17 protein-coding genes and 1 other RNA gene are annotated in these 24,509 nt (G+C 67.0%); 15 read left to right on the top strand and 3 right to left on the bottom strand.

The window, feature by feature from the left end; translation table 11 throughout:
• The first annotated feature begins 46 nt into the window (after positions 1–46).
• Positions 47–2,146, top strand: coding sequence for a glycosyltransferase (locus tag QRM60_RS11330; RefSeq protein WP_285446230.1), 2,100 nt, complete (start codon positions 47–49; stop codon positions 2,144–2,146).
• A 74-nt stretch (positions 2,147–2,220) separates the two neighbouring features.
• Here QRM60_RS11330 and QRM60_RS11325 read toward each other — a convergent pair whose 3' ends face one another.
• Positions 2,221–3,735, bottom strand: coding sequence for a hypothetical protein (locus QRM60_RS11325; RefSeq protein WP_161962766.1), 1,515 nt, complete (start codon positions 3,733–3,735; stop codon positions 2,221–2,223).
• Positions 3,736–3,821: 86 nt separating this feature from the next.
• Positions 3,822–5,981, bottom strand: a complete 2,160-nt coding sequence (locus QRM60_RS11320; protein ID WP_285446267.1) for a bifunctional (p)ppGpp synthetase/guanosine-3',5'-bis(diphosphate) 3'-pyrophosphohydrolase — start codon at positions 5,979–5,981, stop codon at positions 3,822–3,824.
• A 305-nt stretch (positions 5,982–6,286) separates the two neighbouring features.
• Here QRM60_RS11320 and pqqA point away from each other — a divergent pair, with 305 nt between their 5' ends.
• The 10 genes from pqqA (at position 6,287) to QRM60_RS11270 (ending at position 16,062) form a co-directional block, all read left to right on the top strand.
• Positions 6,287–6,367 carry a pyrroloquinoline quinone precursor peptide PqqA gene (gene pqqA / locus QRM60_RS11315; protein WP_002812057.1) on the top strand — a complete coding sequence of 27 codons (81 nt, stop codon included), beginning with the start codon at positions 6,287–6,289 and terminating at the stop codon, positions 6,365–6,367.
• Positions 6,368–6,432: 65 nt separating this feature from the next.
• A complete protein-coding gene (pqqB, locus tag QRM60_RS11310; protein ID WP_115556544.1) occupies positions 6,433–7,332 on the top strand; it encodes a pyrroloquinoline quinone biosynthesis protein PqqB in 900 nt (299 codons plus the stop codon).
• The gene (pqqC, locus tag QRM60_RS11305) at positions 7,329–8,081 is read left to right on the top strand and encodes a pyrroloquinoline-quinone synthase PqqC (protein ID WP_115530903.1); all 753 of its coding nucleotides are present in this window, start codon (positions 7,329–7,331) and stop codon (positions 8,079–8,081) included. Before pqqB ends, pqqC begins: the two co-directional genes overlap by 4 nt.
• Positions 8,078–8,356 carry a pyrroloquinoline quinone biosynthesis peptide chaperone PqqD gene (gene pqqD / locus QRM60_RS11300; protein ID WP_115530904.1) on the top strand — a complete coding sequence of 93 codons (279 nt, stop codon included), beginning with the start codon at positions 8,078–8,080 and terminating at the stop codon, positions 8,354–8,356. Before pqqC ends, pqqD begins: the two co-directional genes overlap by 4 nt.
• Complete coding sequence (gene pqqE / locus QRM60_RS11295) at positions 8,353–9,483, top strand: pyrroloquinoline quinone biosynthesis protein PqqE (protein WP_115530905.1); 1,131 nt, start codon at positions 8,353–8,355, stop codon at positions 9,481–9,483. The genes pqqD and pqqE overlap by 4 nt, the downstream gene beginning before the upstream one ends.
• A 62-nt stretch (positions 9,484–9,545) precedes the next feature.
• Positions 9,546–10,058 (top strand): hypothetical protein, encoded by a 513-nt coding sequence (locus tag QRM60_RS11290; RefSeq protein ID WP_115530906.1) that lies wholly within the window; start codon positions 9,546–9,548, stop codon positions 10,056–10,058.
• A 261-nt stretch (positions 10,059–10,319) separates the two neighbouring features.
• Positions 10,320–11,807, top strand: coding sequence for a PhoPQ-activated protein PqaA family protein (locus QRM60_RS11285; protein ID WP_115556545.1), 1,488 nt, complete (start codon positions 10,320–10,322; stop codon positions 11,805–11,807).
• A 342-nt stretch (positions 11,808–12,149) separates the two neighbouring features.
• The gene (locus tag QRM60_RS11280) at positions 12,150–13,184 is read left to right on the top strand and encodes a glucokinase family protein (protein WP_285446229.1); all 1,035 of its coding nucleotides are present in this window, start codon (positions 12,150–12,152) and stop codon (positions 13,182–13,184) included.
• Positions 13,185–13,289: 105 nt separating this feature from the next.
• Positions 13,290–15,926, top strand: a complete 2,637-nt coding sequence (locus QRM60_RS11275) for a TonB-dependent receptor (protein ID WP_285446228.1) — start codon at positions 13,290–13,292, stop codon at positions 15,924–15,926.
• A 61-nt stretch (positions 15,927–15,987) separates the two neighbouring features.
• Positions 15,988–16,062: non-coding RNA, sX9 sRNA (locus tag QRM60_RS11270), on the top strand.
• A 107-nt stretch (positions 16,063–16,169) separates the two neighbouring features.
• On the opposite strand, the gene hrpA is transcribed toward QRM60_RS11270, so the two are convergent.
• Positions 16,170–20,285, bottom strand: a complete 4,116-nt coding sequence (hrpA, locus tag QRM60_RS11265) for an ATP-dependent RNA helicase HrpA (RefSeq protein ID WP_285446227.1) — start codon at positions 20,283–20,285, stop codon at positions 16,170–16,172.
• An 87-nt stretch (positions 20,286–20,372) separates the two neighbouring features.
• Here hrpA and QRM60_RS11260 point away from each other — a divergent pair, with 87 nt between their 5' ends.
• The 4 genes from QRM60_RS11260 to QRM60_RS11245 all read left to right on the top strand — a co-directional run bounded on the left by QRM60_RS11260 (position 20,373) and on the right by QRM60_RS11245 (position 24,161).
• Complete coding sequence (locus tag QRM60_RS11260) at positions 20,373–20,924, top strand: Dps family protein (RefSeq protein ID WP_011038069.1); 552 nt, start codon at positions 20,373–20,375, stop codon at positions 20,922–20,924.
• Positions 20,925–21,253: 329 nt separating this feature from the next.
• Positions 21,254–23,056, top strand: a complete 1,803-nt coding sequence (gene recQ / locus QRM60_RS11255; RefSeq protein WP_228944072.1) for a DNA helicase RecQ — start codon at positions 21,254–21,256, stop codon at positions 23,054–23,056.
• 139 nt (positions 23,057–23,195) lie between these two features.
• A complete protein-coding gene (locus QRM60_RS11250; protein ID WP_285446226.1) occupies positions 23,196–23,678 on the top strand; it encodes a hypothetical protein in 483 nt (160 codons plus the stop codon).
• A gap of 78 nt (positions 23,679–23,756) precedes the next feature.
• Positions 23,757–24,161 carry a response regulator gene (locus QRM60_RS11245; RefSeq protein WP_011038072.1) on the top strand — a complete coding sequence of 135 codons (405 nt, stop codon included), beginning with the start codon at positions 23,757–23,759 and terminating at the stop codon, positions 24,159–24,161.
• Positions 24,162–24,509 lie beyond the last annotated feature (348 nt).

Here is a 24,509-nt window from a genome sequence, read left to right as displayed (position 1 = left end):
GCTGCGGCGTGCCGGACCCTGTGGCTTAAGCTGGAGTTCCAACGGAATGTCGATGTCCTTGGCCGATGCGCGCTATCTGTTCAATCGCGTGCTTGGCCTGATCCACCGCAGCGTCGCCAGCATGCGAACCCGCGGATGGCGCGCCACCTGGCAGCGCATCCGCGTGCACACGCAGGCGCCGCCGGTCGCGCTCGGCACGCCGCTGTGGTTGCCCGAGGCTGCGCCAGTTGCGGCATTTGCGGTGCCGCACAGCGCCACGCCGCAGGTGACGGTGGTGATCCCGGTGTACAACCAGATCGCACACACACTCGCCTGCCTGCGTGCACTGGCCGCGCATCCACCGGCGCTGGGCATCGAGATCGTGGTGGTGGACGACGGCAGCAGCGACGCCACCGCCATCGATCTGCCGCACGTGCAGGGCCTGCACTACCACCAGCGCGCACGCAACGGCGGCTTCATCGCTGCCTGCAACGACGGCATTGGGCTGGCACGCGGCGACTACGTGGTGCTGCTCAACAACGACACCGTGCCGCAGCCGGGCTGGCTGGACCGGTTGATCGGCACCTTTACCGCGCATCCATCCGCCGGCCTGGTAGGCGCACAGCTGGTGTATCCGGACGGGCGCCTGCAGGAATCCGGCGGCGTGGTGTTCGGCGATGGCAGCGCCTGGAGCTACGGGCGCTTCGAGTCCGCTGAGGATCCGCGCTACGCCTACGTGCGGCAGATGGACTATTGCTCCGGCGCGGCGATCGCGCTGCCGCGGGCGCTGCTGCAGACCTTGGGTGGGCTGGATCGGCGCTACATGCCGGCGTATTACGAAGACACCGACCTGGCCTTCGCGGTACGTGCCGCAGGCCACAGCGTGCTGGTGCAGCCGGCAAGCGTGGTGGTGCATGACCTCGCACATCGCCCACAGCTCACGCAGCAAGATCGCAATACCCAGCACGACGCGCATCGCGCGTCATTTGTAGCCAAATGGAAGCGGGCATTAAGCGCACAAGTCGCGCTGCCCTGCGCCCTGGTGCCAGCGCTCGTCCACCGCCACCAACGCCAGGTACTCATCCTGGACGAATGCGTGCCGCAGCCGGACCGTGACTCCGGTTCGTTGCGGCAGTTCAACCTGATCCGCCTGTTGTGCGCCGAAGGCGCACACGTGGTGTTCGTGCCCACCCGTCGCGAGCATGCCGGCCGCCACACGCAGGCCTTGCAGCAACTCGGCGTGGAAGTCTGGTATGCGCCGTTCCTGGACGGCATCGGCACCTGGCTGCGCACGCACGGCCCACGTTTCAGCGCGGTGCTGCTGGTGCGCCACCACGTCGCCCATGCCTGCCTGCCGCTAGTCAGGCGTTACGCGCCGCAGGCACGCACCTTGTTCGATACGGTGGATCTGCACTATCTGCGCGAGCGCCGTGGCGCCGAGCTTGCCGGCGACGCCAACCTGCTGCGCAGCGCCGAACGCACGCGCCTGCGCGAGCTGGAGATCATGGCGGCCACCGACGTGACGGTGCTGGTGTCGGCGGCCGAGCAGGCGCAGCTGCACGCGGATGCACCGCAGATCCGCACCGCCCTGCTCTCCAATTTGCACGAGGTTGCCGGCAGCGGCCAGCCGTTCGCGCAGCGGCGCGATCTGGTGTTTGTCGGCGGCTTCCGGCATCCACCGAACGTGGATGCGGTGCAGTGGTTCATCAGTGCGATTTTTCCGCTGGTGCGTGCGCAGTTGCCGGACGTGGTGTTCCATTGCATCGGCGCCGACGTGCCCGCCGCGCTGCAGTTACTGGCCGATGAAACGCCAGGCGTGCAGCTGCATGGGCACGTGCCGGATCTGGTGCCGTACATGGACACGCTGCGTATTGCAGTGGCACCGCTGCGCTTCGGTGCCGGCGTCAAGGGCAAGATCAACCTGAGCATGGCGCACGGCCAGCCGGTCGTAGGCACCACCTGCGCGGTGGAAGGCATGCACCTGCACGACGGCGAGGATGTGTGTGTGGCCGATGAGGCAGATGCGTTCGCCGCCGCCATCGTGCGCCTGTATCAGGACGCCGAGCTCTGGCAACGCCTGGCCGACAACGGCCTGCGCAACGTTGCGCAGCATTTTTCGCTGGATGCGGCACGCGCGACGGTGCGGAACTTGTTTATAGCGAAGTGAGGCAAAGGGGCGTGCATGCGCCGGTTGGTGCACCGCATCCGCGTCCACAGGCAACGCCTCAACCCATCATGCGCTCAGCGCTCTTCACTCACCGCTTTGACGCGCCGGCTGAAGTCCGCCAACTCTGGCAACGAGGGATCCAACTGACGGGCCTCGTTCTGCGCGCGGCGCGCAAAGGCCGCGTCTTCCTGGCCCAGCCGCTCGCTGCCCACCGCCACCCAGCGCTGCGCCAGACGCCGGCGCGCGCTCGCCAGAGCGTCGCCGGTGGGCATCAGGGCCTGCCAGGCATCCAGACAGCCGCGCGCGGCGCGTAGCCGGTTGTTGCGTAACTCGTCCTCGAAACAGCGCTGGCTGGCCGGCGCCACGCGTGCGGCGGCCTGCAGCACGCGCGGGTCGCGGGGTGCCAGCGCTTGTGCGGCGCGCACGGCGTCGTAGGCGCTGGCGCCAGGCGGCGTCATCCATTGCTGTTGCGCTTCGGCTGCGGCGACGCGTTGCAGCAGGCTGCGCAGGCGGCGTTCGCGCGCCCCCCGCGACAACCCGGATTCCGGCCCGCGCTGCGCATCGCGCGCGCGCGCAATCGCCTGCTCGGCCGCGGCGATGGATGGGCCAGAGGGAACCAGAGCGCGCGCCTGCTGCAGCGACTGTGTGGCCGCATCGAACTGAAAATCCGCGGCCTGCCGGGTGGCCTGCGCGGCATATTCGGCGGCAACCCGCTCCACGCCGCGTTGCGCCTGCGCATCGCCCGGCTCGGCAGCCAGCACGGCAGTGAAGTCGCGCACCGCAGGCGCCAGCCGGCCGCGCCGCAACAGCGTATCGGCGCGCTGCCGGCGCTGATCCAGCAGCCGGTGGTACTGGCCCTCGGTCGAAGGAACATCGGCATGCCCGGCGTCGTAGCGCTTGGCCGCGGCCAGCAAGGCGGCCGCCTCAGCGAGTGCATCGCGGGCCAGCGCGTGGCGGGCATGTGCCAGCAGGTCGGTCAGCGCATCTTCGCGGCCTTCCAGGGCATCGGTGCGGTCCGGGGCCAGGGAGAGCACGCGCTGATACAACGGCAGTGCACTGTCGGGCGTGCCATCCAGGCGGCCCTGCTGTTGCGCGGCGACGGCCTGGGCCACCAGCGCATCCAGGCCGGCCCGGCGCGCCTGCAGTTGCCGCAGGCGCAGCTCGACCGGCGCAATCTGCGCCTGCGGCACTTCCAGCGCGCGAGCCAACGCAACCCCGCGCTGGGCCGCCGGCACATCGCCCGCAGCCAGTGCCGCACGCGCCTGCTCCACCGCGGCCGCACCGGTGCGGGCCAGGCCCTGCCGCGCTTCGCTACGGTCGCCGTCCAGTGCCAGTGCCGCGGCAAAGAATTCGCGCGCCCCGCTGCCATCGGCAGCACTCAATTGACCACGTGCCAGCGCCGCGTCGCCGCGCTGCAGGAGTTGCTGGATGCGGCTGTCCGGCCACAGCAGATCGGCCAGCGGGCGCCGGAACACGATGACACTCAGCAACAGGCACGCGGCGAGCACCAGCACCACGCGCCACAGCGCACGGCTGCGCAGCGGCGCCCAGAGGCGCGGCGATCTGGCCCAGCGCGGAAGCGGGAACATGCGGTGGCGTCCGTCCTTGGCGCGACCTGACGGGGACGCGTTCACCGCGCCATGGTAGCCGCCCCGGCTGCGAAGACTGCGTGCGCTCAGCCCAGCCGGCGCACCTCGTTCACCCCGGGCAAGGCGTCCAGCTTGCCCAGCAATGCGGAGAGCTGCTCGTAATCGCTTACTTTCAGGCGCAGCCGCAGTTGCGCGCGGCCACTGTCGCGCACGTTGTCGCTGTTGATTTCCAGCACATGCGCGTCTTCCTGCGCGATCAGGTTGGTGATGTCCTTGAGCAGCCAGCGCCGGTCCACCGCCCGCACCTGCACGTCCACCTCGTAACCGCTCCCGGCCTGGCCCCACTCCACCGGCAGCACCCGCTGCGGGTGCGCGGCAGCCAGACGCGACAGCGCCACGCAGTCGGCCCGGTGCACGCTGATGCCGCGGCCGCGCGTGAGATACCCGGCAATCGGCTCGCCCGCCACCGGGTGGCAGCAGCGCGCCAGCTGCACCAACAGGTTGCCCACGCCCTGCACAGTGAATTTGGATTTGCCCAGCCCGTCGCGGCGCGCGGTCGGGCGCGGCGGCGCCGGGACGGCCGGCTGCGAGGCCGCACGCTCGGCTTCCAGCAGCGCGCGGCTGACCTGGTTGGGCCCGGTATCGCCCAGCGCCACCTGGATGTACAGGTCGTCGATGCTGTCGGCGTGGAACTTGCGCGTGGCCACGCTCAGATCGGCATGCTGCAGCCCCAAGCGCTTGAGCTCGCGATCGAGCACGTCCTTGCCAGCCTGCACATTGCGGGCGCGGTCGAGCTTGTGAAACCAGGCGCGTACCTTGTCGCGCGAGCGCCCGCTGGCCAGGAATCCGTTGGAGGCCAGCAGCCAATCGCGGCGCGGGTCGGCTTCCTTGGCGGTCATGATTTCCACGCGATCGCCGCTGCGTAGCCGGTAGGTCAGCGGCACGATGCGGTTGTTCACGCGCGCGCCGCGGCAGCGGTGCCCCACCATGGTGTGCACGTGATACGCAAAATCCAGCGGCGTGGCGCCTTGCGGCAGGTCGATCACCTCGCCCTTGGGCGTGAGCGCATAGACGCGGTCTTCGATCAGCTCCGCATCCAGCGCGCCAGCCAGTTCGCCGTGCTCGCCATCCTGCACCTGCTCCAGCAACTGCCGCATCCACAGGATCTTGCGATCGAACGCCTTTTCCGCGCCCTTGCCGCCTTCCTTGTACTTCCAGTGCGCAGCCACGCCGAGTTCGGCCTGGGCGTGCATCTCGTGGGTGCGGATCTGGATCTCGATGGTGCGCCCCTCCGGGCCCACCACCGCGGTATGCAGCGAGCGGTAATCGTTGGCCTTGGGCCGGGCAATGTAGTCGTCGAATTCGCTCGGCACCGGTGCCCATAGCGCGTGCACCGCACCCAGCGCGGCATAACAGGCGGCCACGTCGTCCACCATCACCCGCACCGCGCGCACGTCGTAGAGCTGGTCGAAGGAAAGCCGCTTTTTCTGCATCTTCCGCCAGATGCTGTAGATGTGCTTCGGCCGCCCGCTGACATCCGCGCGCAGGCCCTGCTGTGCCAGCCCCGCCGACAGCGTGCGCTTGACCGCCTCGATGTAGCGCTCGCGCGCCACCCGGGTTTCGTCCACATCGCGGGCGATGCGCCGGTAGGTATCCGGTTCCAGGTGCCGGAACGCCAGATCCTCCAGCTCCCACTTGACCTGCCAGATGCCCAGCCGGTTGGCCAACGGTGCGTGGATGTCGCGGGTGAGCTGGGCCAGCGCGCGGCGTTCTTCCTCACTCTGCCGGTCGGCCACGCGCATGCGCGCCAGCTGGCGGGCCAGCAGGATCGGCACCACGCGCAGGTCGTGGATGATGGACAACAGCAGGCGGCGCAGGCCTTCACTGTTACGCCCCGCCTCACGCCCGGCATGCAGCGCCCAGACCTGGTCGGCGGCATCCAGACCATCCAGCAGCCCTTCCACCACGCCGCGCCGTTCCGCCGGCTGCCATGGCAGCGTGGCGACACCTGGGCGTAGCGCCGGAATATCGAACAACAACGCGGCCACCAGGGTCGCTTCGTCGGCCGCCAGGTGCGCCAGGGCGTCCAGCGTATCGGTGAGCAAGGCCCACGGCACGCTGTCTGCCTGCGCCATTTCGGACGCAGCCCAGGCCTGGGCCAACGCATCGCGCAAGGCGGGCGCGATCGATGCGAGGGCGGGACGCTGCAACACGGCATGCAGGCGGTCGGGGGCGGAGCTGGTCACAACGGTGGACACGAAGGCGGCAGGGACAGGGGGGCTGACAGCTACGGTAACGTGCGCGTCACCATCTCCACAACGCGTGTTTCCTGCGCCCGCACGCCCATGCGTACCTGCTGCGCTTACGCACGGTTCACCCGGCAACGCCTTGATTGGCAACCTATCGCGGCGCCAAGCCCGTGCAAAGCGCGACGTGGCCCAAGCTTTTTACATGCTCTTTACAACTGGCCCAAACCGCGTGCCTATGCTCCCTGCACGTCGTCGCGGCGCAATCTGCGCCGGCGTTACTCCAACCAACTGCGAGGTAGCCGATGAAGACCTGGAAGAAGCCTGTTGTACGTGAAGTCAATTGTGGCGCCGAGATCAACTGCTACGTTTCCGGCGAGTTCTGAGCGACCCTGCCGCCCTCCTTTCGATGCATGACCGGCTGTTGCCGGCAGACAGGTAACAGTTCTCCATGCGCATCATCGTTTTGGGATCGGCGGCCGGCGGTGGGCACCCGCAGTGGAATTGCCACACACCCGCGAGCCAGCGGGCATGGCAGCAAGCGGACGGTGCCCAACGTCGTACCCAGGCCAGTATCGCCGTCAGTGCCGACGGCCAGCGCTGGGTCCTGATCAACGCCTCTCCCGATTTTCGCCAACAGATTCTCGCCACGCCCGCGCTTTGGCCACAACACGGCCTGCGGCATTCACCGATCGAATCGGTGCTACTGACCAGTGGTGAGATCGACCATATTGCCGGCCTGCTCTCGATGCGCGAAAGCCAACGCTTTTCGTTGCATGCCAGCAGCCGCGTGCTTGACCTGCTTGCGCAGAACCCGATCTTCGATGCGCTCAATCCACAGTCCGTGGACCGGCATCCGTTCGCGTTGAATACCCCGCTGACCCTGTGCGACCTGCAGCTGACGCCGTTCTCGGTTCCCGGCAAGGTGCCGTTGTTCATGGAATCGCACAGCGGCGGCGACCTGGCCGGCTCCAACGAAGAGACGCTTGGGCTGACCATCGACGACGGCCATCACCGCGTGCACTACATTCCCGGCTGCGCGGCCATGACCGATGACCTGCGCGCGCGCCTGCATGGCGCCGAGCTGGTGTTCTTCGACGGCACGCTGTGGCGCGACGATGAAATGGTGCAGCTGGGCGTGAGCCAGAAAACCGGCCAGCGCATGGGCCACATGAGCATCGACGGCGCCGACGGCACCCTGGCCGCGTTCGCGCCGTTGCAGGTGGCGCGCAAGGTCTTTATCCACATCAACACCACCAACCCCGTCCTCGACGCGCACTCGCCGGAGCACGCCGCCGTACGCGCGGCCGGCTGGGATGTGGCGCACGACGGTCTGGAGATTTCCCTGTGACTGCCCTGCTCTCGCCCGACCAGCTGGAAGCGGATCTGCGCGCGATCGGCGCGCGCCTGTATCACGACCAGCATCCTTTCCATGCACTGCTGCACCACGGCAAGCTCGATCGCGGCCAGGTGCAGGCCTGGGCGTTGAACCGTTTTGAATACCAGCGCTGCATTCCGCTGAAAGACGCGGCGATCCTGGCGCGGATGGAAGACCCCGCATTGCGCCGCATCTGGCGCCAGCGCATTCTCGACCACGATGGCAACAGCCCCAGCGATGGCGGCATCGCGCGTTGGCTGCACCTCACCGACGCGCTGGGCCTGCCACGCGAGTTGGTCGAATCGGGCCGTGCCCTGCTGCCGGGCACGCGCTTCGCAGTACAGGCCTATCTGCATTTCGTGCGCGAAAAGAGCCTGCTGGAAGCGATCGCCTCTTCGCTCACCGAATTGTTTGCGCCCAACATCATCGGCCAGCGCGTGGCCGGCATGCTGCAGCACTACGACTTTGTCTCGCCAGAAGCACTGGCGTATTTCGAGCACCGCCTGACCGAAGCGCCGCGCGATTCGGATTTCGCGCTGGACTACGTCAAGCAACACGCCGACACCATCGAAAAACAGCAGCTGGTGAAAGCCGCGCTGCATTTCAAATGCTCGGTACTGTGGGCACAACTCGACGCATTGCACGTGGCCTACGTCAGCCCCGGCATTGTCTGGCCGGATGCGTTCGTGCCGGAGCGCAACAGCAACCGGGCCGCCGCGTGAGCACCATCAGCCGCGACAGCTGCCCTGCGCTGCGTGCCGGCGTGCGCCTGCAGCACGACCGCGCGCGCGGCCAGTGGGTATTGCTGGCGCCGGAACGCGTGGTGGAGCTGGATGACATCGCACTGGTGGTGGCCCAGCGCTACGACGGGTCGCAGTCGCTGGCGCAGATCGCGCAGACGCTGGCCGCCGAATTCGATGCCGATGCGAGCGAGATCGAGACCGACGTGATCGAACTCACCACCACCTTGCACCAGAAGCGCTTGCTGCGGTTATGAGCACTGTGCCGCCACCGCTGTCGGTACTGCTGGAGCTGACGCATCGCTGCCCGCTCGCCTGCCCGTATTGCTCCAATCCCATCGCGCTGGCGGCCTTGCGCGAGGAAATGGACACCGCCGGCTGGCGCTCGCTGCTGGAACAGGCTGCCGAGATGGGCGTGCTGCAGGCGCACTTTTCCGGCGGCGAGCCGATGCTGCGCAAGGACCTGCCCGAACTGGTGACGCATGCACGCGCGCTGGGCCTGTACAGCAACCTGATCACCTCCGGCGTGGCCGGCGGCGAGCCGATGCTCGACCAATTGCAGGCCGCCGGCCTGGAACATGTGCAGCTCAGCGTGCAGGACGTGGACCCGGCCGGCGCTGACCACATTGCCGGCTACCGCAACAGCCTGTCCAAGAAACGTGCCTTCGCCGCCGCGGTGCGCGCGCGCGGCCTGCCGCTGACGCTCAACGCGGTGATCCACCGGCACAACGCCGAGCGCGTGCCCGGCATGATCGCGCTGGCGCTGGAATGGGGTGCCGAGCGCATTGAAGTGGCGCATACGCAGTACTATGGCTGGGGCCTGCGCAACCGTGCCGCCTTGATGCCGAGCCGCGAGCAGCTGGCCGCGACCATCGTGGCGGTGGAGACCGCGCGGCGCAGCCTTGGCGACCAGCTGGCCATCGACTTCGTCACCCCCGATTACTACGCACGCCAGCCCAAGCCCTGCATGGGCGGCTGGGCGCAGCGCTTCGTCAATATCTCACCGCGTGGCGACGTGCTGCCGTGCCATGCGGCCGAAACCATCGACGGCCTGCAGTTCGACAACCTGCGCGATCGCTCGCTGGCCGATATCTGGAATCACGGCGAGGCGTTTGCGCGGTTTCGCGGCACCGCGTGGATGCCCGAGGTCTGCCAGGGTTGCCCGAAGCGGGAGATCGACTGGGGCGGTTGCCGCTGCCAAGCACTGGCCCTGGCCGGCGATGCCGCCACCCTGGACCCGGTCTGCGAACGCTCCCCGGCCCATGCCGGGATCCGCGCCACCGCCGAACGTGAGGCCGCATCGCCGGCACCGGACTTCATCTATCGCCGGCCGGAGCGTCCTGCCGCCGTCGCCGCCGAGGCCGCAATGAGCGACACCGAATGAGCCGCTGGCGGCACGCGGCCGAGCGTCTACACTAGCGGCCTCTCTCTCTCCGGGTTGCCTCCATGTCGTTCGCGCGCCGCGTTCCCCTCCTGGTTTGCCTGACCCTCGCCTTACACGCCACGCCAGTCCTGGCGCAGCGCGCCGTGCAGGGCGACCTGCAGTCGCAGATGAGCGCTGAACAGTTCAAGGCCGCCGGCCTGGACAAGCTCGATGCCCGCGAACTCGCCGCGCTCAACGACTGGCTGCAGGGCAAGGTAGCCAAGGAAGCGGCGGTGGTGGTGGAGCAGGCCAAGGAAGCCGGCCGCCAGGAAGTGATCGTGAAAAATCGCGGCTTCTCCGATTTCGGCATCAAGGACCCAATTGAAAGCACCGTGGTCGGTGAATTCAGGGGCTTCTCCAAGGGCCGCACCTACACCCTCGCCAATGGGCAGGAGTGGGAGCAGACCGACAGCGTGACCTTGCCCGGCGTGCGCAAGAATTCGCCCAAGACCAAGATCAAGCCCGGCCTGATCGGCGTGTGGTACATGCAGATCGAGGGCTACAACACCCAGGCCAAGGTGCGCCGGGTCAAGTAAGCATTTGCGAGATGGGTGCCGGCGGCGGCGATTCAGTACCGATCACCCGGCGGGAGCACACCGTTCCCAAGCCCGCGCGCACAGCGGCGTCGCCTGCTGGCGCGCCGCACACGCCCTGGTCTGAAACTCATGCACACCGCAGATGCGTTTTTGCTGCAATGGGTTCGCAGGGCCGGCCATCGCCGATCAGCGCTGTGACATGCTGGCGCGCCTGCTCACTGCAGACCCGCTAGCTCCGCATCCTGCGTCTGGAGATATGCAATGACGTCCTTCGCTCGTCGCAGCGTTCTACTCCTCGCCCTGTTCGCTGCAGGGTCGGCCTGTGCATCGCCCGCAACGCAGCGCTGCGCCACCGATCCCGCCGTGGCGTTCGGCGAGGCGTTGGTGTGTTACCACGATGCGGTAGAGGCGCAGCCGCTGAGCTACCGGCGTACTGCCACCAGCAGCGTGGCCGGAGTCGAACGCCGCGACTATCTGCTGACCTCGCAGGACTGGTCACCGGAAGACCTGGTCCAGCCGGCCAGCTGGCAGCACGACGTCACGCTCTACGTGCCGCCCGATGCCCTGCCCACGCGTGCGCTGCTGATCTCCAGCAATGGCACGCGCCAAGCCGTCGATGGTGGCCCGGCGCAGCCATCCAGTGAACTGACCGCCGAGGCGATCGCGGCCCTGGCGCAGCGCACGCGCACCGTTGTGATCGTGCTGAGCGACCTCCCCAGCCAGGCGCTGACGTATCGCGATGACGGCACCGCACGCCGCGAAGACGACAGCGTTGCGCACACCTGGTCGCTGTTTATGAAAGCGCCGGCGCAGCGCAAGACCTTGCCGCTGCATGTTCCGATGGCCGCGGCGATCGCGCGCACAATGAGCCTGGCCGAACGCGAACTGGCGCCGCTGCGGATTCACCGTTTCATCCTGGCCGGCGCGTCCAAGCGCGGCTGGGCCAGCTGGCATGCGGCCATCGCCGACCAGCGCGTGGAGGCCGTGGTGCCCTTCGTGATCGACATCCTGAACATGCCGGCCGTGCTCACGCACATGGCCAAGGTCTATGGCGGGAACTGGCCGGTGGCGTTCAACGCCTACGCCAAGGAAGGCATTACCACCCAGCTCACCACGCCTGCGTTTGCGCAGCTGGTCCAGATCCAGGACCCCCTGCAGTACCTGCACACGCGCTACCGCAAGCGGCTGTCCGTGCCCAAGTACATCGTCACTGCCAGTGGCGATGACTTCTTCGTGCCAGACAACACGCAGTTCTTCTACGACGCACTGCCCGGCGCCAAAGCGCTGCGCGTGGTGCCCAATGCATCGCACGGTGGCATCCGCGCATCGGTGGTGGATACGCTGGTGCCGTTCGTCAACCGGCTGCAGCAGCAGCGCCCGCTGCCGGACCTGCGCGGCAGCCTGCGTGGCGGCGCAACGCCTGCCATCCGGGTGCGTTCCAGCGAGCGCCCGGTACAGGTGAAGGTATGGAGCGCGAGTAATCCGCAGGCGCGTGACTTCCGCTTTGCCTGTGGCATCCGTTACACCGCCACGGCGGTGAGTTGGAAGCGCGGTGCGGTGACGGTTCCTGTGCAGGTTCCTGAGGCCGGCTGGCGCGCCTATTTCGTGGAAGCCACCTACGCAGACGGCTTTGTCGCCACCAGCCAGACCTATGTACTCGGCAAGCAGGACTACCCGACCCAGGCGCCGCCCTCGGACAACGCCGCCTGCCGGACCTTGCCTGCGGTCGCGCCGCCGCCCGCCACCTGAGCACGCCGGCAGGACTTGGTCGCTGGAGCAGGACAGGAATTTGGCCTGGGCGTCCCTCATGGCCGCCTTCGACCGTCGCGATAGACCCCAGCCGTGGGTGCCACACCGCAGGCACAACGATGTCATGCACGGCCGTTAGATCCCTGCAAACGATTGGTATGGCTTCGACAGTTTGCGCAATGAACTCCGCACAAAGCTCATCACGGAGCTGTTTTTGCGCTTGAGCCTGTCGACAAGATCGATCCAACCCGACTGGACCATTGACAGCGTTGTCATCGGCTCCTAAACAGGCCACTACGCGCTGACGGCATCGGCCGATCCAGGCGTCCCAGAGGACTGACCGTGGCTGCGACCTCGCACTCTGCTTGCGCTTCTGCTCTGCCCGTTGTCCCCGCTCCCACCACGTTTCTGGCTGCCGATGTTGGCGGCACGCATGTGCGTGTCGGACGGGTCTCGCATGGCGCGGGTGCGCCGATCGAGCTCTCGCAGTACCGCACCTACCGCTGCGCCGACCATGCCAGCCTGGACGCGATCCTGGCTGATTTCCTGCGCGACAGCCGCGCCGTCGATGCAGTGGTGATCGCCAGCGCCGGTGTCGCGCTGGACGACGGCCGCTTCATCAGCAACAACCTGCCCTGGACCATCGCGCCGCGTCAGTTGCGCGACACGCTCGGCGTGCGTGCGGTGCATCTGGTCAACGACTTCGAAGCGGTGGCCTATGCCGCGCCGCAGATGGAACAGCGTGCGGTGGTGCAACTGAGCGGCCCCACGCCGCGGCATGCGCAGCCCGGTGGCCCGATCCTGGTGGTCGGCCCGGGCACCGGGCTAGGCGCCGCGGTGTGGATCAACGGCCCGCGCCAGCCGACCGTGCTCGCCACCGAAGCCGGCCAGGTCGCACTGGCCAGCAATGACCCCGACACCGCGCAGGTGCTACGCATCCTGGCGCGCGACGCATCGTATCTGCCGATCGAGCATGTACTCTCCGGCCCCGGGTTGCGCAACCTGTATCTGGCGCTGTGCGAACTGCACGCGGCCACGCCCATCCACCCGTTGCCCGCCGACATCACCCACGCCGCGCTCCACAGCGACGATGCACTGGCGCGGCGGTGCCTGGAGCTGTTCTGCGCGCTGCTCGGCAGCGCGGTCGGCGACATGGCGCTAGCGTATGGCGCCTCCGGCGGCGTGTATCTGGCCGGCGGCATCCTGCCGAGCATCGGCCAGTTTCTGGCTGCGAGTGATTTCCGCGAACGCTTCCTCGCCAAGGGCCGCATGCGCCCGGTGCTGGAGCGCATTCCGGTCAAGTTGGTCGAACATGGGCAACTCGGCGTGCTCGGCGCGGCCAGCTGGTATCTGCAACACCACTCCGAGGTGTCGTAAGCGCTCCACCACTCGCGTCTCCCGACCGCGAGCGGCGTGTACCCCCGTGCATCCGGCGAGCGCAGGCCCGCCGTCCATCCCTGTTGCGTGATGAGGAGAGACATCATGAGATACCGCACTTCGCTGCTGTCCAGCGCCATTGGCATGTCGCTGGTGTTCGCCGCCCAGGCACAGCAGACGGCCGACCCACAGGCCACCGAACTGGATGCCGTGCAGGTGGTCGGCATCCGTGCCAGCCTGGAAAAATCGCTCGACACCAAACGCAACAACGCCGGCATTTCCGAAGCGATCACCGCCGAAGACATCGGCAAGTTTCCAAGCACCAACGTGGCCGAGGCGCTGTCGCAGATTCCCGGCGTCACCCTGGACCGGCGCTTTGGCCAGGGCGAGCGGGTCAGCATCGACGGCACCGACCCCAGCCTCAATCTGTCCTTCCTGGACGGCCACCCGGTGGCGCAGGCGATCTGGCTCTACGGCGAGCAACCCAGCCGCGGTTTCGACTACACCTTGCTGGCGCCGCAGATCCTGGGCCGCGCGGAAATCCTCAAATCCTCCGAAGCGCGCCTGACCGAAGGCAGCCTGGGCGGCACCGTGTTGATGCACACCCGGCAACCGCTGGACCTGGACGTCAACGAGGTGGCCGCCTCCATCGGCTACAGCTACAGCGCCCAGGCAAGCGAGGGCAAACCGAACGCGGCGCTGCTGTATAGCTGGAAGAACGCGGCCGACACCTTCGGCATTGCGGTGTCGGCGCAGCATTACGAAGAACGCGTCGATCGTCGCGGCATGGAAGTGTTCGGCTACGCGCCGGCCAGCACCTTCGCCAATGCCGCAGGCGGCGTGCCCGCCGATGCGGACGTGCCCAACTCGATCAACGCGGCCTGGTTCCAGCAGGATCGCGAGCGCGACAGCGCCGTGGTCAATCTGCAGCTCAAGCCCAGCCAGGCGCTGGAATTCAACCTCAGCGGCCTGTACATCAACGAGAACTTCGACAACTACAACCAGTCGATGTACAGCTTTTTGACCTGGAATGCCGGCACGGTGGCGGCGGTGGACCAACTCGGCGGCCTGCGCAATGGCGTGGTGACCAGCGGGCATTCCGGTGCCAATGCCGACCCGCTCGGCGGCACCGTGATCTACGACAACAACGTGCGCGAATCGGAAGTCACCACCAAGGGCCTGGACCTGCGCGGCGCATTCCGCGGCGATGGCTGGGGGTTGAATGGGCAGGTGGGCCAAAGCAGATCCGAGAACAAGGACCTGTCGCAGTATTTCATCGAGCCGTTCTACAACGGCGGCTTCAGCTGGGACACGCGGCGCGGCATCCGTTTCGACGATCCGGCGCGCGCGCGCGATCCGGCCAACTGGGGCTCGGCCGGCGGCTGGTTCGGCAATAACGGCATCTTTTCCACCGAAAGCAAGGACACCTACGGCCAACTCGATCTGAATCTGCAGTTCGACAGCGTGTTCAACCAACTGCTGCTGGGCGTGCGCCATGGCAAGCATGAGGAGCGCTTCGAGCTCAACGTCTATGGCGGCGTGACGCCGGGCACGCTGGCCGATGTAGGCACGATCGGGCTGACCGATCTGCAGGATTTCTATCCGGACCACGGCCGGCATGTGCAGGCAGGCCGCAACAACGTACTGAACTGGATCCGCAACAGCCCGGTCGACTATGGCGCGCCGGATCCGGCCAGCTACCTCAACAACACCTGGGCGCTGCAGCAGACCAACAACGCCGCCTATGCGCAATTGAACTTCTCCGGCGGCGGCCTGCGCGGCAATCTCGGGCTGCGTTATGTCGATTCGAAAACCGAGGGCAGCGGCTTCGTCTACAGCGGAACGCCCACACTGCAGAACGCCGACAGCCTGTGGCAGACCCGCACGCGCAAGGAGGATTTCCTGCTGCCTTCGCTCACGCTGTCCTACGAGGCGGCCGACGATTGGGTGTTCCGCTTTGCCGCAGCCAAGGTGATCGCCTGGGCACCGTACAACCAGATGGTCAACAACACCTTCCTCAACGACACCACGCTGACCGGCAGCGGCGGCAATGCCGAGCTGTCGCCGTACGAATCCTGGAACTTCAACCTGTCGGCCGAGTATTACTTCGCGCAGCAGTCGGTGGTGGCGTGGTCGCTGTTCTACAAGAAGATCGACAACTACATCGACACCAGCGCCAGCGTGGAGCGCCAGTACAACGCGCTGCGCGATACCGCGCCGCAGAGCTGGGCGCAGTTGCTCGGCAGCAACGGCTGCAGCGCAGATGGTTATTGCGATTACAGCATCCAGCGGCCACGCAACGCCGGCGATGGCAAGGTCAAGGGCTTCAACATCGCGTTCCAGCAGCCATTCGGCGACAGCGGCTTTGGTTTGACCGCCAACTACACCTACGCCAATGGCGAAAACAACACCGGCGATGCCCTGCCCTACCAGTCGCGCAACAGCGTTGCAGTCAGCCCGTACTATGAAAAAGGCCCGCTCAACGCACAGCTGACCTACAACTGGCGCGACAGCTATCTGGCCGGCGGTTACGTGGCCGGCGCCGCGCCAGCAAGCGTGGATGACTACGCCGAACTCGGCGCAAGCATCGGCTATGCGTTCAGCCCGAACTGGTCGCTGCAGATCGACGCGCAGAACCTGCTGGATGAGCAATACCTGCAGTATCTCGGCGACACCGACCATCTCGCCGGCCGCTACAGGAGCGGGCGCCGCTACATGGGGAGCCTGCACATGAAGTTCTGACAGCGGCTGGCAACCGAACGGCGCGCACCGCCAGGCGGTGTGGCCGGTGCCCGGAACCGGCATGTACCGGGCGTACACGCCGGTTCCGGGCACCGGCCACGCCCAGCTGACCACTGCGCGCTGCGTTGCGTTCACCGCTCAGAGCGCAGTGCTCGGCCTGAGTAACCAGCCGGTGGCAAGACCTGCGCCGACCCAGCGCTGGCGATGGCGGCAAGCCGTCGTCACCAGCGCCTCCGGCACCAGTCAGTTGCGCAACGCGGCCACCCGCTGCGACAGCTTCTTCGCCGACACGCCTGATTTGGCACCCAGCTCCTGCGCAAACACCGATACGCGCAACTCCTCCAGGTCCCAGCGCAGCGACTGCCATTCATCACGTTGCTGCAGACCGCGCGCAGCCGCCTGGTCCAATGCGTCCACGAACAGCTTGAGTTCGAGCATGCGCGCCTGGTCGCGGGCCGGATCGCGTTTGGCGCGCTCGGTTCGCAGGATCATCGCCTTGAGATAGCGCGGGTAATTGGCCAGCGCCTCGGCGGGTGTCTCGCGCAGGAAGCCGGCGTGCACCAGCGCGCGCAGCTGCTGCTCCATATCGTCCAGGTTGCCGCGCGCCCAGCCCATCAACGGCGCTTCCAGCAGGGGCTTGAGCTCGGCTACCGCAGCAAGAATGCTTTCAGCCAGCTTCAGCCGCTCCATCGCCTCGCCGAACAGGCGCTTGATCGCCTCGTCGCGGCGCTGCGCAAAGGCGCCGGGGTCGCGGATCGCGCCCAGACCATCAGCCAGCACCGCGTTGAGCGCGGCATCGACCAGATCGCCGCGCAGGCGCTCCTGCGATTCGATCGCCGCGTACAGCAGGCCGGTCTTGGGCGACACCGGCAACTGCTTGCGCGCCTGCTTGATCTTGTCGGCCAGCGCGATTTCCAGCAGCCGGCGCACGCCGCGCGGATGCGCCTGCGCCGCCTCGTTGCGGTCGGCAAAGATGCGCAACGCCGCGTCGTCGCCCTGATCCACCAGCGCCGGATAGGCCGGCACGCCGGCTTCGCCGGCAACCTGTTCGGGAATCGGCGTGGACGGAAAATCGCGCAAGCCCTCGGCAGCCAGCGCACGCCCTGCACGCGCGGCGAAGGCCTGGCCGGCACGCTCGCCAAAGTGGGCGCGCAATCCATCCAGATCGCGCGACTCGGCCAGCACCTTGCCGTCGTCATCGCGCAGGCGCAGGTTCATCAGCAGATGCGTGTCCAGCGACTCTTCGTCAAAATCCAGCGCCGCCACCTGGGTGCCGGTGGTCTTGGTCAGAAAGCGCGCCAGCTCGCCGCGGATGTCGTCGGCCGAGGCGATGCTGTAGGCCTCGTAGAACGCGCGCCCGAAATCCGGGGCCGGCACGTAGTTGCGCCGCTGCGCCTTGGGCAGGCTGCGGATCAAGGCCGATGCCTTGTCGGCAACGAAGCCCGGTGCCAGCCACGACAGCCGCGCCGGATCCAGCGCGTTGAGCAGGTGCAGCGGCACCTCCAGCGTCACCCCGTCATCGATGGCGCCCGGCTCGAAGCGGTAATGCAGCGGCAACCGCGCATCGCCCAGCGGGAAATACTTCGGAAAACGATCGGCCTCGCTGCCTTCGCCCGGCAACAGGTCGTTCAATGTCCAGTGCAGGCTGCGGCGCTTGTCCGGCGGCAGGGTTTTCCACCACGCATCCAGCCCGCTGGCCGAATGCAGTTCGGCCGGGATGCGGTCCAGGTACCAGCGCGCCTGCCAGTCCTCGTCGGCCACGATGCCGGCGCGGCGCAGCTTGGCTTCTTCTTCGCGCGCCTGTTCCAGCACCTTGAGGTTGTCGGCGATGAACGCCGCACGCGTATTGATCTCGCCCGTGACCAGGCCCTGGCGCACGAACAGGTCATGCGCGCCGGCCGGGTCGATCTTGCCGAAATGGACCGGCTTCTTCGGTGCCAGCACCAGGCCGAACAGGCTGATCTGTTCGGACGCCACCACCTGCCCCTGCGCACGCGACCAATGCGGGTCGAAGTGCTTGCGTGCCAGCAGATGTCCCAGCTCGGCGATCGCCCAGTCCGGCTCGATCGCGGCATTGGTCATGCCCCAGACTTTCTGGGTGTCGAGCAAGGTCGCCGCAAGAATCCACGGTGGCGGCTTGCGTGCCAACGCGGAGCCCGGAAACGGCACGAAACGGCGCTGCCGCGCGGCCAGGTAATCGCCTTTTTCAGTGCGGTGGCCAATCTGCGTCGGCAGGCCCGCCAGCAGTGCGCGATGTAATGCCTGGTAGGCGGCAGCACGTTCGCGCTCGGTAGTGCGCACCGCCGCGTCGGTGGCATCGGCAGGTGGGCTCTTTGCAGCCGCCGCCTTCCCCTGTGCGGGCGGCGCCGCCGGATCCGGCTTGCCTTCGCGCGCCAGCCGCGCGGCGCGGTGCAGCTGCCCACGGGTGGCGCGGTGCGCCTGCCCATCCTCGCGCACCGGCGCGCTGGCACCTGCCAGCAGCGGCGCCAGCATCGCGCCGGCCGGTTCTTCGCTCCAGCCCAGTTCTTCGCACAGCAAGCGCAACTGGCGATGCAGCTCGCGCCACTCGCGCATGCGCAGGAAGCCGAGAAAATGCCGGCCGCACCAATCGCGCAACTTGGACTGGGTGAGGTCTTCGTGCACCTGCCGGTAGGCGTCCCACAGGCGCAGGATGCCGACGAACTCCGAGCGCGCATCGGCAAACAGCGCATGCGCGTTATCGGCGGCTTCGCGCGCTTCCGGCGGGCGCTCGCGCGGATCCTGGATACCCAAGAAGGCGGCGATGATGATCATTTCGCGCAGGCAACCGTGCTGTTGCGCGGCCACCAGCATGCGCGCCAGTTTGACGTCCACCGGCAGGCGCGCCATCTGCCGGCCTATCGCCGTCAGCCGCCGCTCGGCATCGATCGCACCGAGCTCCAGCAGCTGCTGCCAGCCATCGGCCACGGCGCGTTCGTCCGGCGCTTCCAGAAACGGAAACTCCTCGATGCGCCCCAGCCCCAACTGCAGCATGCGCAGGATCACGCCCGACAACGACGCGCGCCGGATCTCCGGGTCGGTGAAGGCCGGGCGCGCGGCGAAATCCGCCTCCGCGTACAGCCGGTAACAGATGCCCTCGGCGATACGCCCGCAGCGGCCCATGCGCTGGTTGGCGCTGGCCTGCGAAATCGGCTCGATATGCAGCCGGTCCAGCTTCTGCCGCGGGCTGTAGCGCTTGACGCGCGCATAGCCCGGATCCACCACGTAGCGGATGCGCGGCACCGTCAGCGAGGTTTCGGCCACGTTGGTGGCCAGCACCAGGCGCCGGCGCGGGCCCGGGTTGAACACGCGGTCCTGGTCGGCCGCCGACAGCCGCGCGTACAGCGGCACCACTTCGGTCTCGCGGTATTTGCGCCGCTCCAGCGACTGATGCGCATCGCGAATCTCGCGCTCGCCCGGCAGAAACATCAGCACATCGCCACGCGGGTCGATGCGGGTGATTTCGTCGATCGCCGCCACGATGGCGTCGTTGACGGTGCGTTCGCCATCGCGCCCTCCATCGCCGGTGTCGCCGTCGCCAGACTCGCCTTCGAGCGGGCGGTAGCGCACCTCCACCGGGAAGGTGCGGCCTTCCACGTTGATCACCGGCGCATCATCGAAATGCCGCGAGAACCGCTCGGTGTCGATGGTGGCGGAGGTGACGATCAGCTTGAGGTCGGGGCGCTCGCGCAGCAGCTGCTTGAGATAGCCCAGCAGGAAGTCGATGTTGAGGCTGCGCTCATGCGCTTCGTCCACGATGATGGTGTCGTAGGCGGACAACCACCGGTCGCTGGCGATCTCCGCCAGCAAAATGCCGTCGGTCATGAACTTGATGCGCGAGTCCTCACCCACGCGATCGGTGAAGCGCACCTGGAACCCCACCGTGGTGCCCAACGGGGTGTTGAGTTCTTCAGCCACGCGCGCGGCCACCGCGCGCGCAGCGATACGCCGCGGCTGCGTGCAGCCGACCATGCCGGCCGCACCCCGCCCGGCTGCCAGGCACAGCTTGGGCAATTGGGTGGTCTTGCCCGAACCGGTCTCACCGGCAATCACCACCACCGGATGGTCACGGATGAGCGCGATGATGCGATCGGCTTCGCGCGCGATCGGCAGTTGCGTATCCAGCGTGATCGCCGGCTGCTGCGCGGCACGCGCCTGCCGTTGCGCCTGCGAGGCGGCCAGCGCCTGTTCGAAGGCCTGGCGCAGCTGCGGGTTGCCGGGCTTGCCTTGCCAGCGCGACCATAGGCCCAGCAAACGGCCACGATCGCGGCTCATGGCAGCATCTACGGCGCCGCGGCGCTCGCGCAACGTGGTGGCGAGGTCAGTGTCGATAGCGCTCATCGATGGAAAAATGTGAAAGATTGAATGACAAGTGATCCTTTAGCCTGTCTATTGTGACGCCATATCAGTTCCTAAGGAGGACCATCCATGTCCAAGAAGAAGAACGCAGCAAACAAACCCGCGGCTCCCACTGACGCGTTGCCGGTCGCCGCTCCCTCGGCGCCACACATCGATATCGGGATCAAGGATGCCGATCGCAAGCAGATCTCCGACGGCCTGGCCCGCTACATGGCCGACGCGTTCACGCTGTACCTGAAGACCCACAACTTCCATTGGAACGTCACCGGGTCGATGTTCAACTCGCTGCACACCATGTTCGAAACCCAGTACACCGAGCAGTGGGGCGCGCTGGACGAAGTGGCCGAGCGCATCCGCGCCCTGGGCTACAACGCACCGGGTTCGTACCGCGAATTCGTGGCGCTGACCTCGATCCCGGAAGAGCCGGGCCTGAGCGATAGCGCCGACTGGCGCGAGATGGTCCGCCAGCTGGTCAGCGGCAACGAAGCGGTCTGCCGCACCGCCCGCAAGGTGCTGGGCACCGCCGACGACGCCGGCGACGACCCGACCGTGGACCTGCTGACCCAGCGTCTGCAGACCCACGAAAAGTACGCCTGGATGCTGCGCTCGCTGCTGCAGTAAACCCTTCAGGCGTAGTCTCCACGGGTTTGTCCAAGGTTTCGCCAAAGGCACAACCTTGGCCCCCTGCTCAATCGCCTACCACCGGTAAGCAGTGCTAGACACTAAGCCCCTCTCCCGCCGGGAGAGGGGTTGGGGTGAGGGTACGGAGCGAAGCCCTTGTCTACGCACCGCTGCCTGGCATCTCCAGCGCCACGCGTAAGCGCTCAGCTGCATCCGCGAACGTATTCGTCTACCGCATCCACCACGTCGCGGCGATCCCCGACACACCACTGCGCAACACCGCCCACATGACACCGGCCCGGGCTTGACCCGCGCGGTATCCTAGGCGGATGTCTTCCCCCGCACACGAACTGCTCAGCCGCGTCTTCGGTTACGACGACTTCCGCGGCCCCCAGCAAGCCATTGTCGAACACGTCGCCGCCGGCAACGACGCGCTGGTCCTGATGCCCACCGGCGGCGGCAAGTCGCTGTGCTACCAGGTCCCGGCGCTGTTGCGCGACGGCATCGGCATCGTGGTGTCGCCGCTGATCGCCCTGATGCAGGACCAGGTGGAAGCCCTGCGCCAGCTCGGGGTGCGCGCCGAATTCCTCAACTCCACCCTGGATGCGGAAAACACCCAGCGGGTGGAACGCGCCCTGCTCTCGGGCGATCTGGACCTGCTGTACGTGGCGCCGGAACGGCTGCTCACCCCGCGCTTCCTGTCGCTGCTGGAACGCAGCCGCATCGCCTTGTTCGCCATCGACGAAGCACACTGCGTGTCGCAGTGGGGCCACGACTTCCGCCCGGAGTACCGCCAGCTCACCGTGCTGCACGAGCGTTGGCCAAACATCCCGCGGATGGCATTGACGGCGACCGCCGACCCGCCCACCCAACGCGAGATCGCCGAGCGTCTGGACCTGGTGGAGGCACGCCACTTCGTCAGCTCGTTCGACCGCCCCAATATCCGCTACACCGTGGTGCAGAAGGACAACGCGCGCAAGCAGCTGCAGGAGTTCCTGGGCCGCCACCGCGGCTCGGCCGGCATCGTCTATGCGATGTCGCGGCGCAAGGTGGAAGAAACCGCGCAACAGCTGTGTGCGCAAGGCTTCAATGCCCTGCCCTACCACGCCGGCCTGCCGGCGGAAGTGCGCGCGGAGAACCAGCGCCGCTTCCTGCGCGAGGACGGCATCATCATGGCCGCCACGATCGCCTTCGGCATGGGCATCGACAAGCCAGACGTGCGGTTCGTGGCGCACGTGGACCTGCCCAAATCGATGGAAGGCTATTACCAGGAAACCGGGCGTGCCGGCCGCGATGGCGAGCCCGCCGAGGCATGGCTCTGCTATGGCCTGGGCGATGTGGTGCTGCTCAAGCAGATGATCGAACAGGGCGAGGCTGCCGAAGAGCGCAAGCGCCTGGAACGCGCCAAGCTCGATCACCTGCTCGGTTACTGCGAGTCCATGCAGTGCCGCCGCCAGGTGCTGCTGGCCGGCTTCGGCGAAACCTATCCCAAGCCCTGCGGCAACTGCGACAACTGCCTGACCCCGGCCGCCGCCTGGGACGCCACCGTGGCCTCGCAGAAGGCGCTGAGCTGTGTGTATCGCAGCGGGCAGCGCTTCGGCGTGGGCCATCTGATCGACATCCTGCGCGGCAGCGAGAACGAGCGCATCAAGCAGCTCGGCCATGACCAGCTGAGCACCTACGGCATCGGCCGCGACATGGACGAGCGCAGCTGGCGCGGGGTGTTCCGTCAGTTGGTAGCCGCCAGCCTGTTGGAAGTCGACAGCGAAGGCCATGGCGGCCTGCGCCTCACCGATGCCAGCCGCCAGGTGCTCAAAGGCGAGCGCCAGGTGATGATGCGGCGCGAAAACCCGGCTGCCGGGCGAGAGCGCGACCGCGGCGCGCAACGTACCGGGCTGCCGGTGCAGCCGCAGGACCTGGGGCTGTTCAACGCCTTGCGCGGCCTGCGCGCGGAGCTGGCCAAGGAGCAGAACGTGCCGGCCTTCGTGATCTTCCACGACAGCACACTGCGCAATATCGCCGAACAACGGCCCACCAGCATCGACGCCCTCTCGCGTGTGGGCGGCATCGGCGGCGGCAAACTGGCCCGTTACGGTGCGCAACTGATCGAGATCGTGCGCGAACAGGGCTGATGCGCCAGGTGTGTGTCGGCCCGGTGTCGCGGCCGGCACAACAATCCGCGAAAGCGACAGCGCGCATTCAATCTGCCGTTGCTAGTTTCAGCGAAGCGATCTGGCGCGCGCCGCCAGTCCCTCCTGTAGAGTCCAACCGATGAAACGCAGCCTGCTTCTTTTGGCCACCCTGCTCGCCACCGGCAGTGCGCTCGCCCAGACCGGCGACAGCGGCACCGATGCGGTGACGCCCCGTTCGCTGGACTTGAGCATTCCCAAGGAGCCGGTGCAGTACCGTTCCGATCCGGAATACAGCACCGATCCGCCGGGCACCTTTTATGGCGACAAGACGGGCCCACAGCCGGCGTTGGCGCGTCCTTCCGCTGCCTCCATCGCCGCCGAGCGGGCCGAACAGTGTCAGGGCAAGTTGCACGGTGCGGTCGAGACCGGCATGGGCTATTCGAACCGTGGCGGCAACAGCAACTGGCAGGCCGTCAATCTGAATTCGTGCAAGACCTATGACGACGATGACGGCAAGGCGCATCAGATCGGCGTCAGCATCAGCGTTGGCCGCGGCGAAGGCCCCATTTTCGGCCCGCGCTACGCACCTGGCGGTTACGGGCCCGGCCCATTCGGTTGGTAACACTACAGCTCGGCCTGCATTGACAAGGGGTTCACCCCTGCTTTGCGGAAAATGTGGCTTGCCTCACGAGATGTGCTCATGTCACAGAACAAGGAACGACCGGTTGTCTTCGTCGTCGAAGATGGCGATGGAACACGTCAACTCAGTTGCCTTGTGCTGGAGAGCTATGGCTTCACCTGCCGCAGTGCCGGTTCGGTGGAAGAAGCGTTGGCGTTGATTGAAAGCGACCCGCGCGTCGACGTGCTGTTTTCCGACATCCATTTCCCGGGCGGCCTCACAGGCGTGGACCTCGCGCTGAAAGCAGCGCATGCCCCATACAACCTGCCGATCCTGCTGACCTCCGGTTTGGCCGTGGAATATGTGGAAGAGATCCTGCCCGACGGCGTGGCCTTCCTCGAAAAGCCGTACACGCCCGAGCAGTTGTTGAATGCGATCCGCAGCGTCATGGCCAAGCACCGCGTGCCGTCCACCCCGATGGCGTAAGCCCAGGCGCAGCAGGCGCTTTGTGGCTGAGACCGCTGTCAGGAACGCCCTGACAGCCCGTCAGTTCGCCCCTGATTTTCGTGACACACATCTCACTTGATACTGCAGCTGCCGGACGCGAGGCCTGTTGGCCGCTCAACTCGCGGGGCGCGGAGCACGCCCTCGCCGGATCATGATGGTCACTGTCTTAGGCGGAATATGCCTATCCGGCTGGCCTGTTTGCTTGACGCTGCCCTGAAATGGTTGTGCTCGCTGCTAGCTGCTAGATGGTAGTGACAGGTGCATAGTTGCACGGCACAAGTCGCTAGCTGCATGGCGCAAGTAGTCAGCACGCCTACGATCCAGCGC

This window comes from Xanthomonas sp. fls2-241-TYG-148 (assembly GCF_030208815.1).
Lineage (GTDB): Bacteria > Pseudomonadota > Gammaproteobacteria > Xanthomonadales > Xanthomonadaceae > Xanthomonas > Xanthomonas campestris.
The sequence above is the reverse complement of the archived record's forward strand: the minus strand, read 5'-3'. Positions and strand labels throughout refer to the sequence as shown.

Excerpts from the sequence above, each read along its gene's own strand:
- QRM60_RS11245 (WP_011038072.1), top strand. The coding sequence starts at position 23,757 with ATGTCACAGAACAAGGAACGACCGGTTGTCTTCGTCGTCGAAGATGGC.
- pqqA (WP_002812057.1), top strand. The coding sequence starts at position 6,287 with ATGAAGACCTGGAAGAAGCCTGTTGTACGTGAAGTCAATTGTGGCGCC.
- QRM60_RS11325 (WP_161962766.1), bottom strand. The coding sequence starts at position 3,735 with ATGTTCCCGCTTCCGCGCTGGGCCAGATCGCCGCGCCTCTGGGCGCCG.
- QRM60_RS11285 (WP_115556545.1), top strand. The coding sequence starts at position 10,320 with ATGACGTCCTTCGCTCGTCGCAGCGTTCTACTCCTCGCCCTGTTCGCT.
- recQ (WP_228944072.1), top strand. The coding sequence starts at position 21,254 with ATGTCTTCCCCCGCACACGAACTGCTCAGCCGCGTCTTCGGTTACGAC.
- QRM60_RS11330 (WP_285446230.1), top strand. The coding sequence starts at position 47 with ATGTCGATGTCCTTGGCCGATGCGCGCTATCTGTTCAATCGCGTGCTT.
- QRM60_RS11275 (WP_285446228.1), top strand. The coding sequence starts at position 13,290 with ATGAGATACCGCACTTCGCTGCTGTCCAGCGCCATTGGCATGTCGCTG.
- QRM60_RS11260 (WP_011038069.1), top strand. The coding sequence starts at position 20,373 with ATGTCCAAGAAGAAGAACGCAGCAAACAAACCCGCGGCTCCCACTGAC.
- hrpA (WP_285446227.1), bottom strand. The coding sequence starts at position 20,285 with ATGAGCGCTATCGACACTGACCTCGCCACCACGTTGCGCGAGCGCCGC.
- pqqE (WP_115530905.1), top strand. The coding sequence starts at position 8,353 with ATGAGCACTGTGCCGCCACCGCTGTCGGTACTGCTGGAGCTGACGCAT.
- QRM60_RS11290 (WP_115530906.1), top strand. The coding sequence starts at position 9,546 with ATGTCGTTCGCGCGCCGCGTTCCCCTCCTGGTTTGCCTGACCCTCGCC.
- pqqB (WP_115556544.1), top strand. The coding sequence starts at position 6,433 with ATGCGCATCATCGTTTTGGGATCGGCGGCCGGCGGTGGGCACCCGCAG.
- QRM60_RS11250 (WP_285446226.1), top strand. The coding sequence starts at position 23,196 with ATGAAACGCAGCCTGCTTCTTTTGGCCACCCTGCTCGCCACCGGCAGT.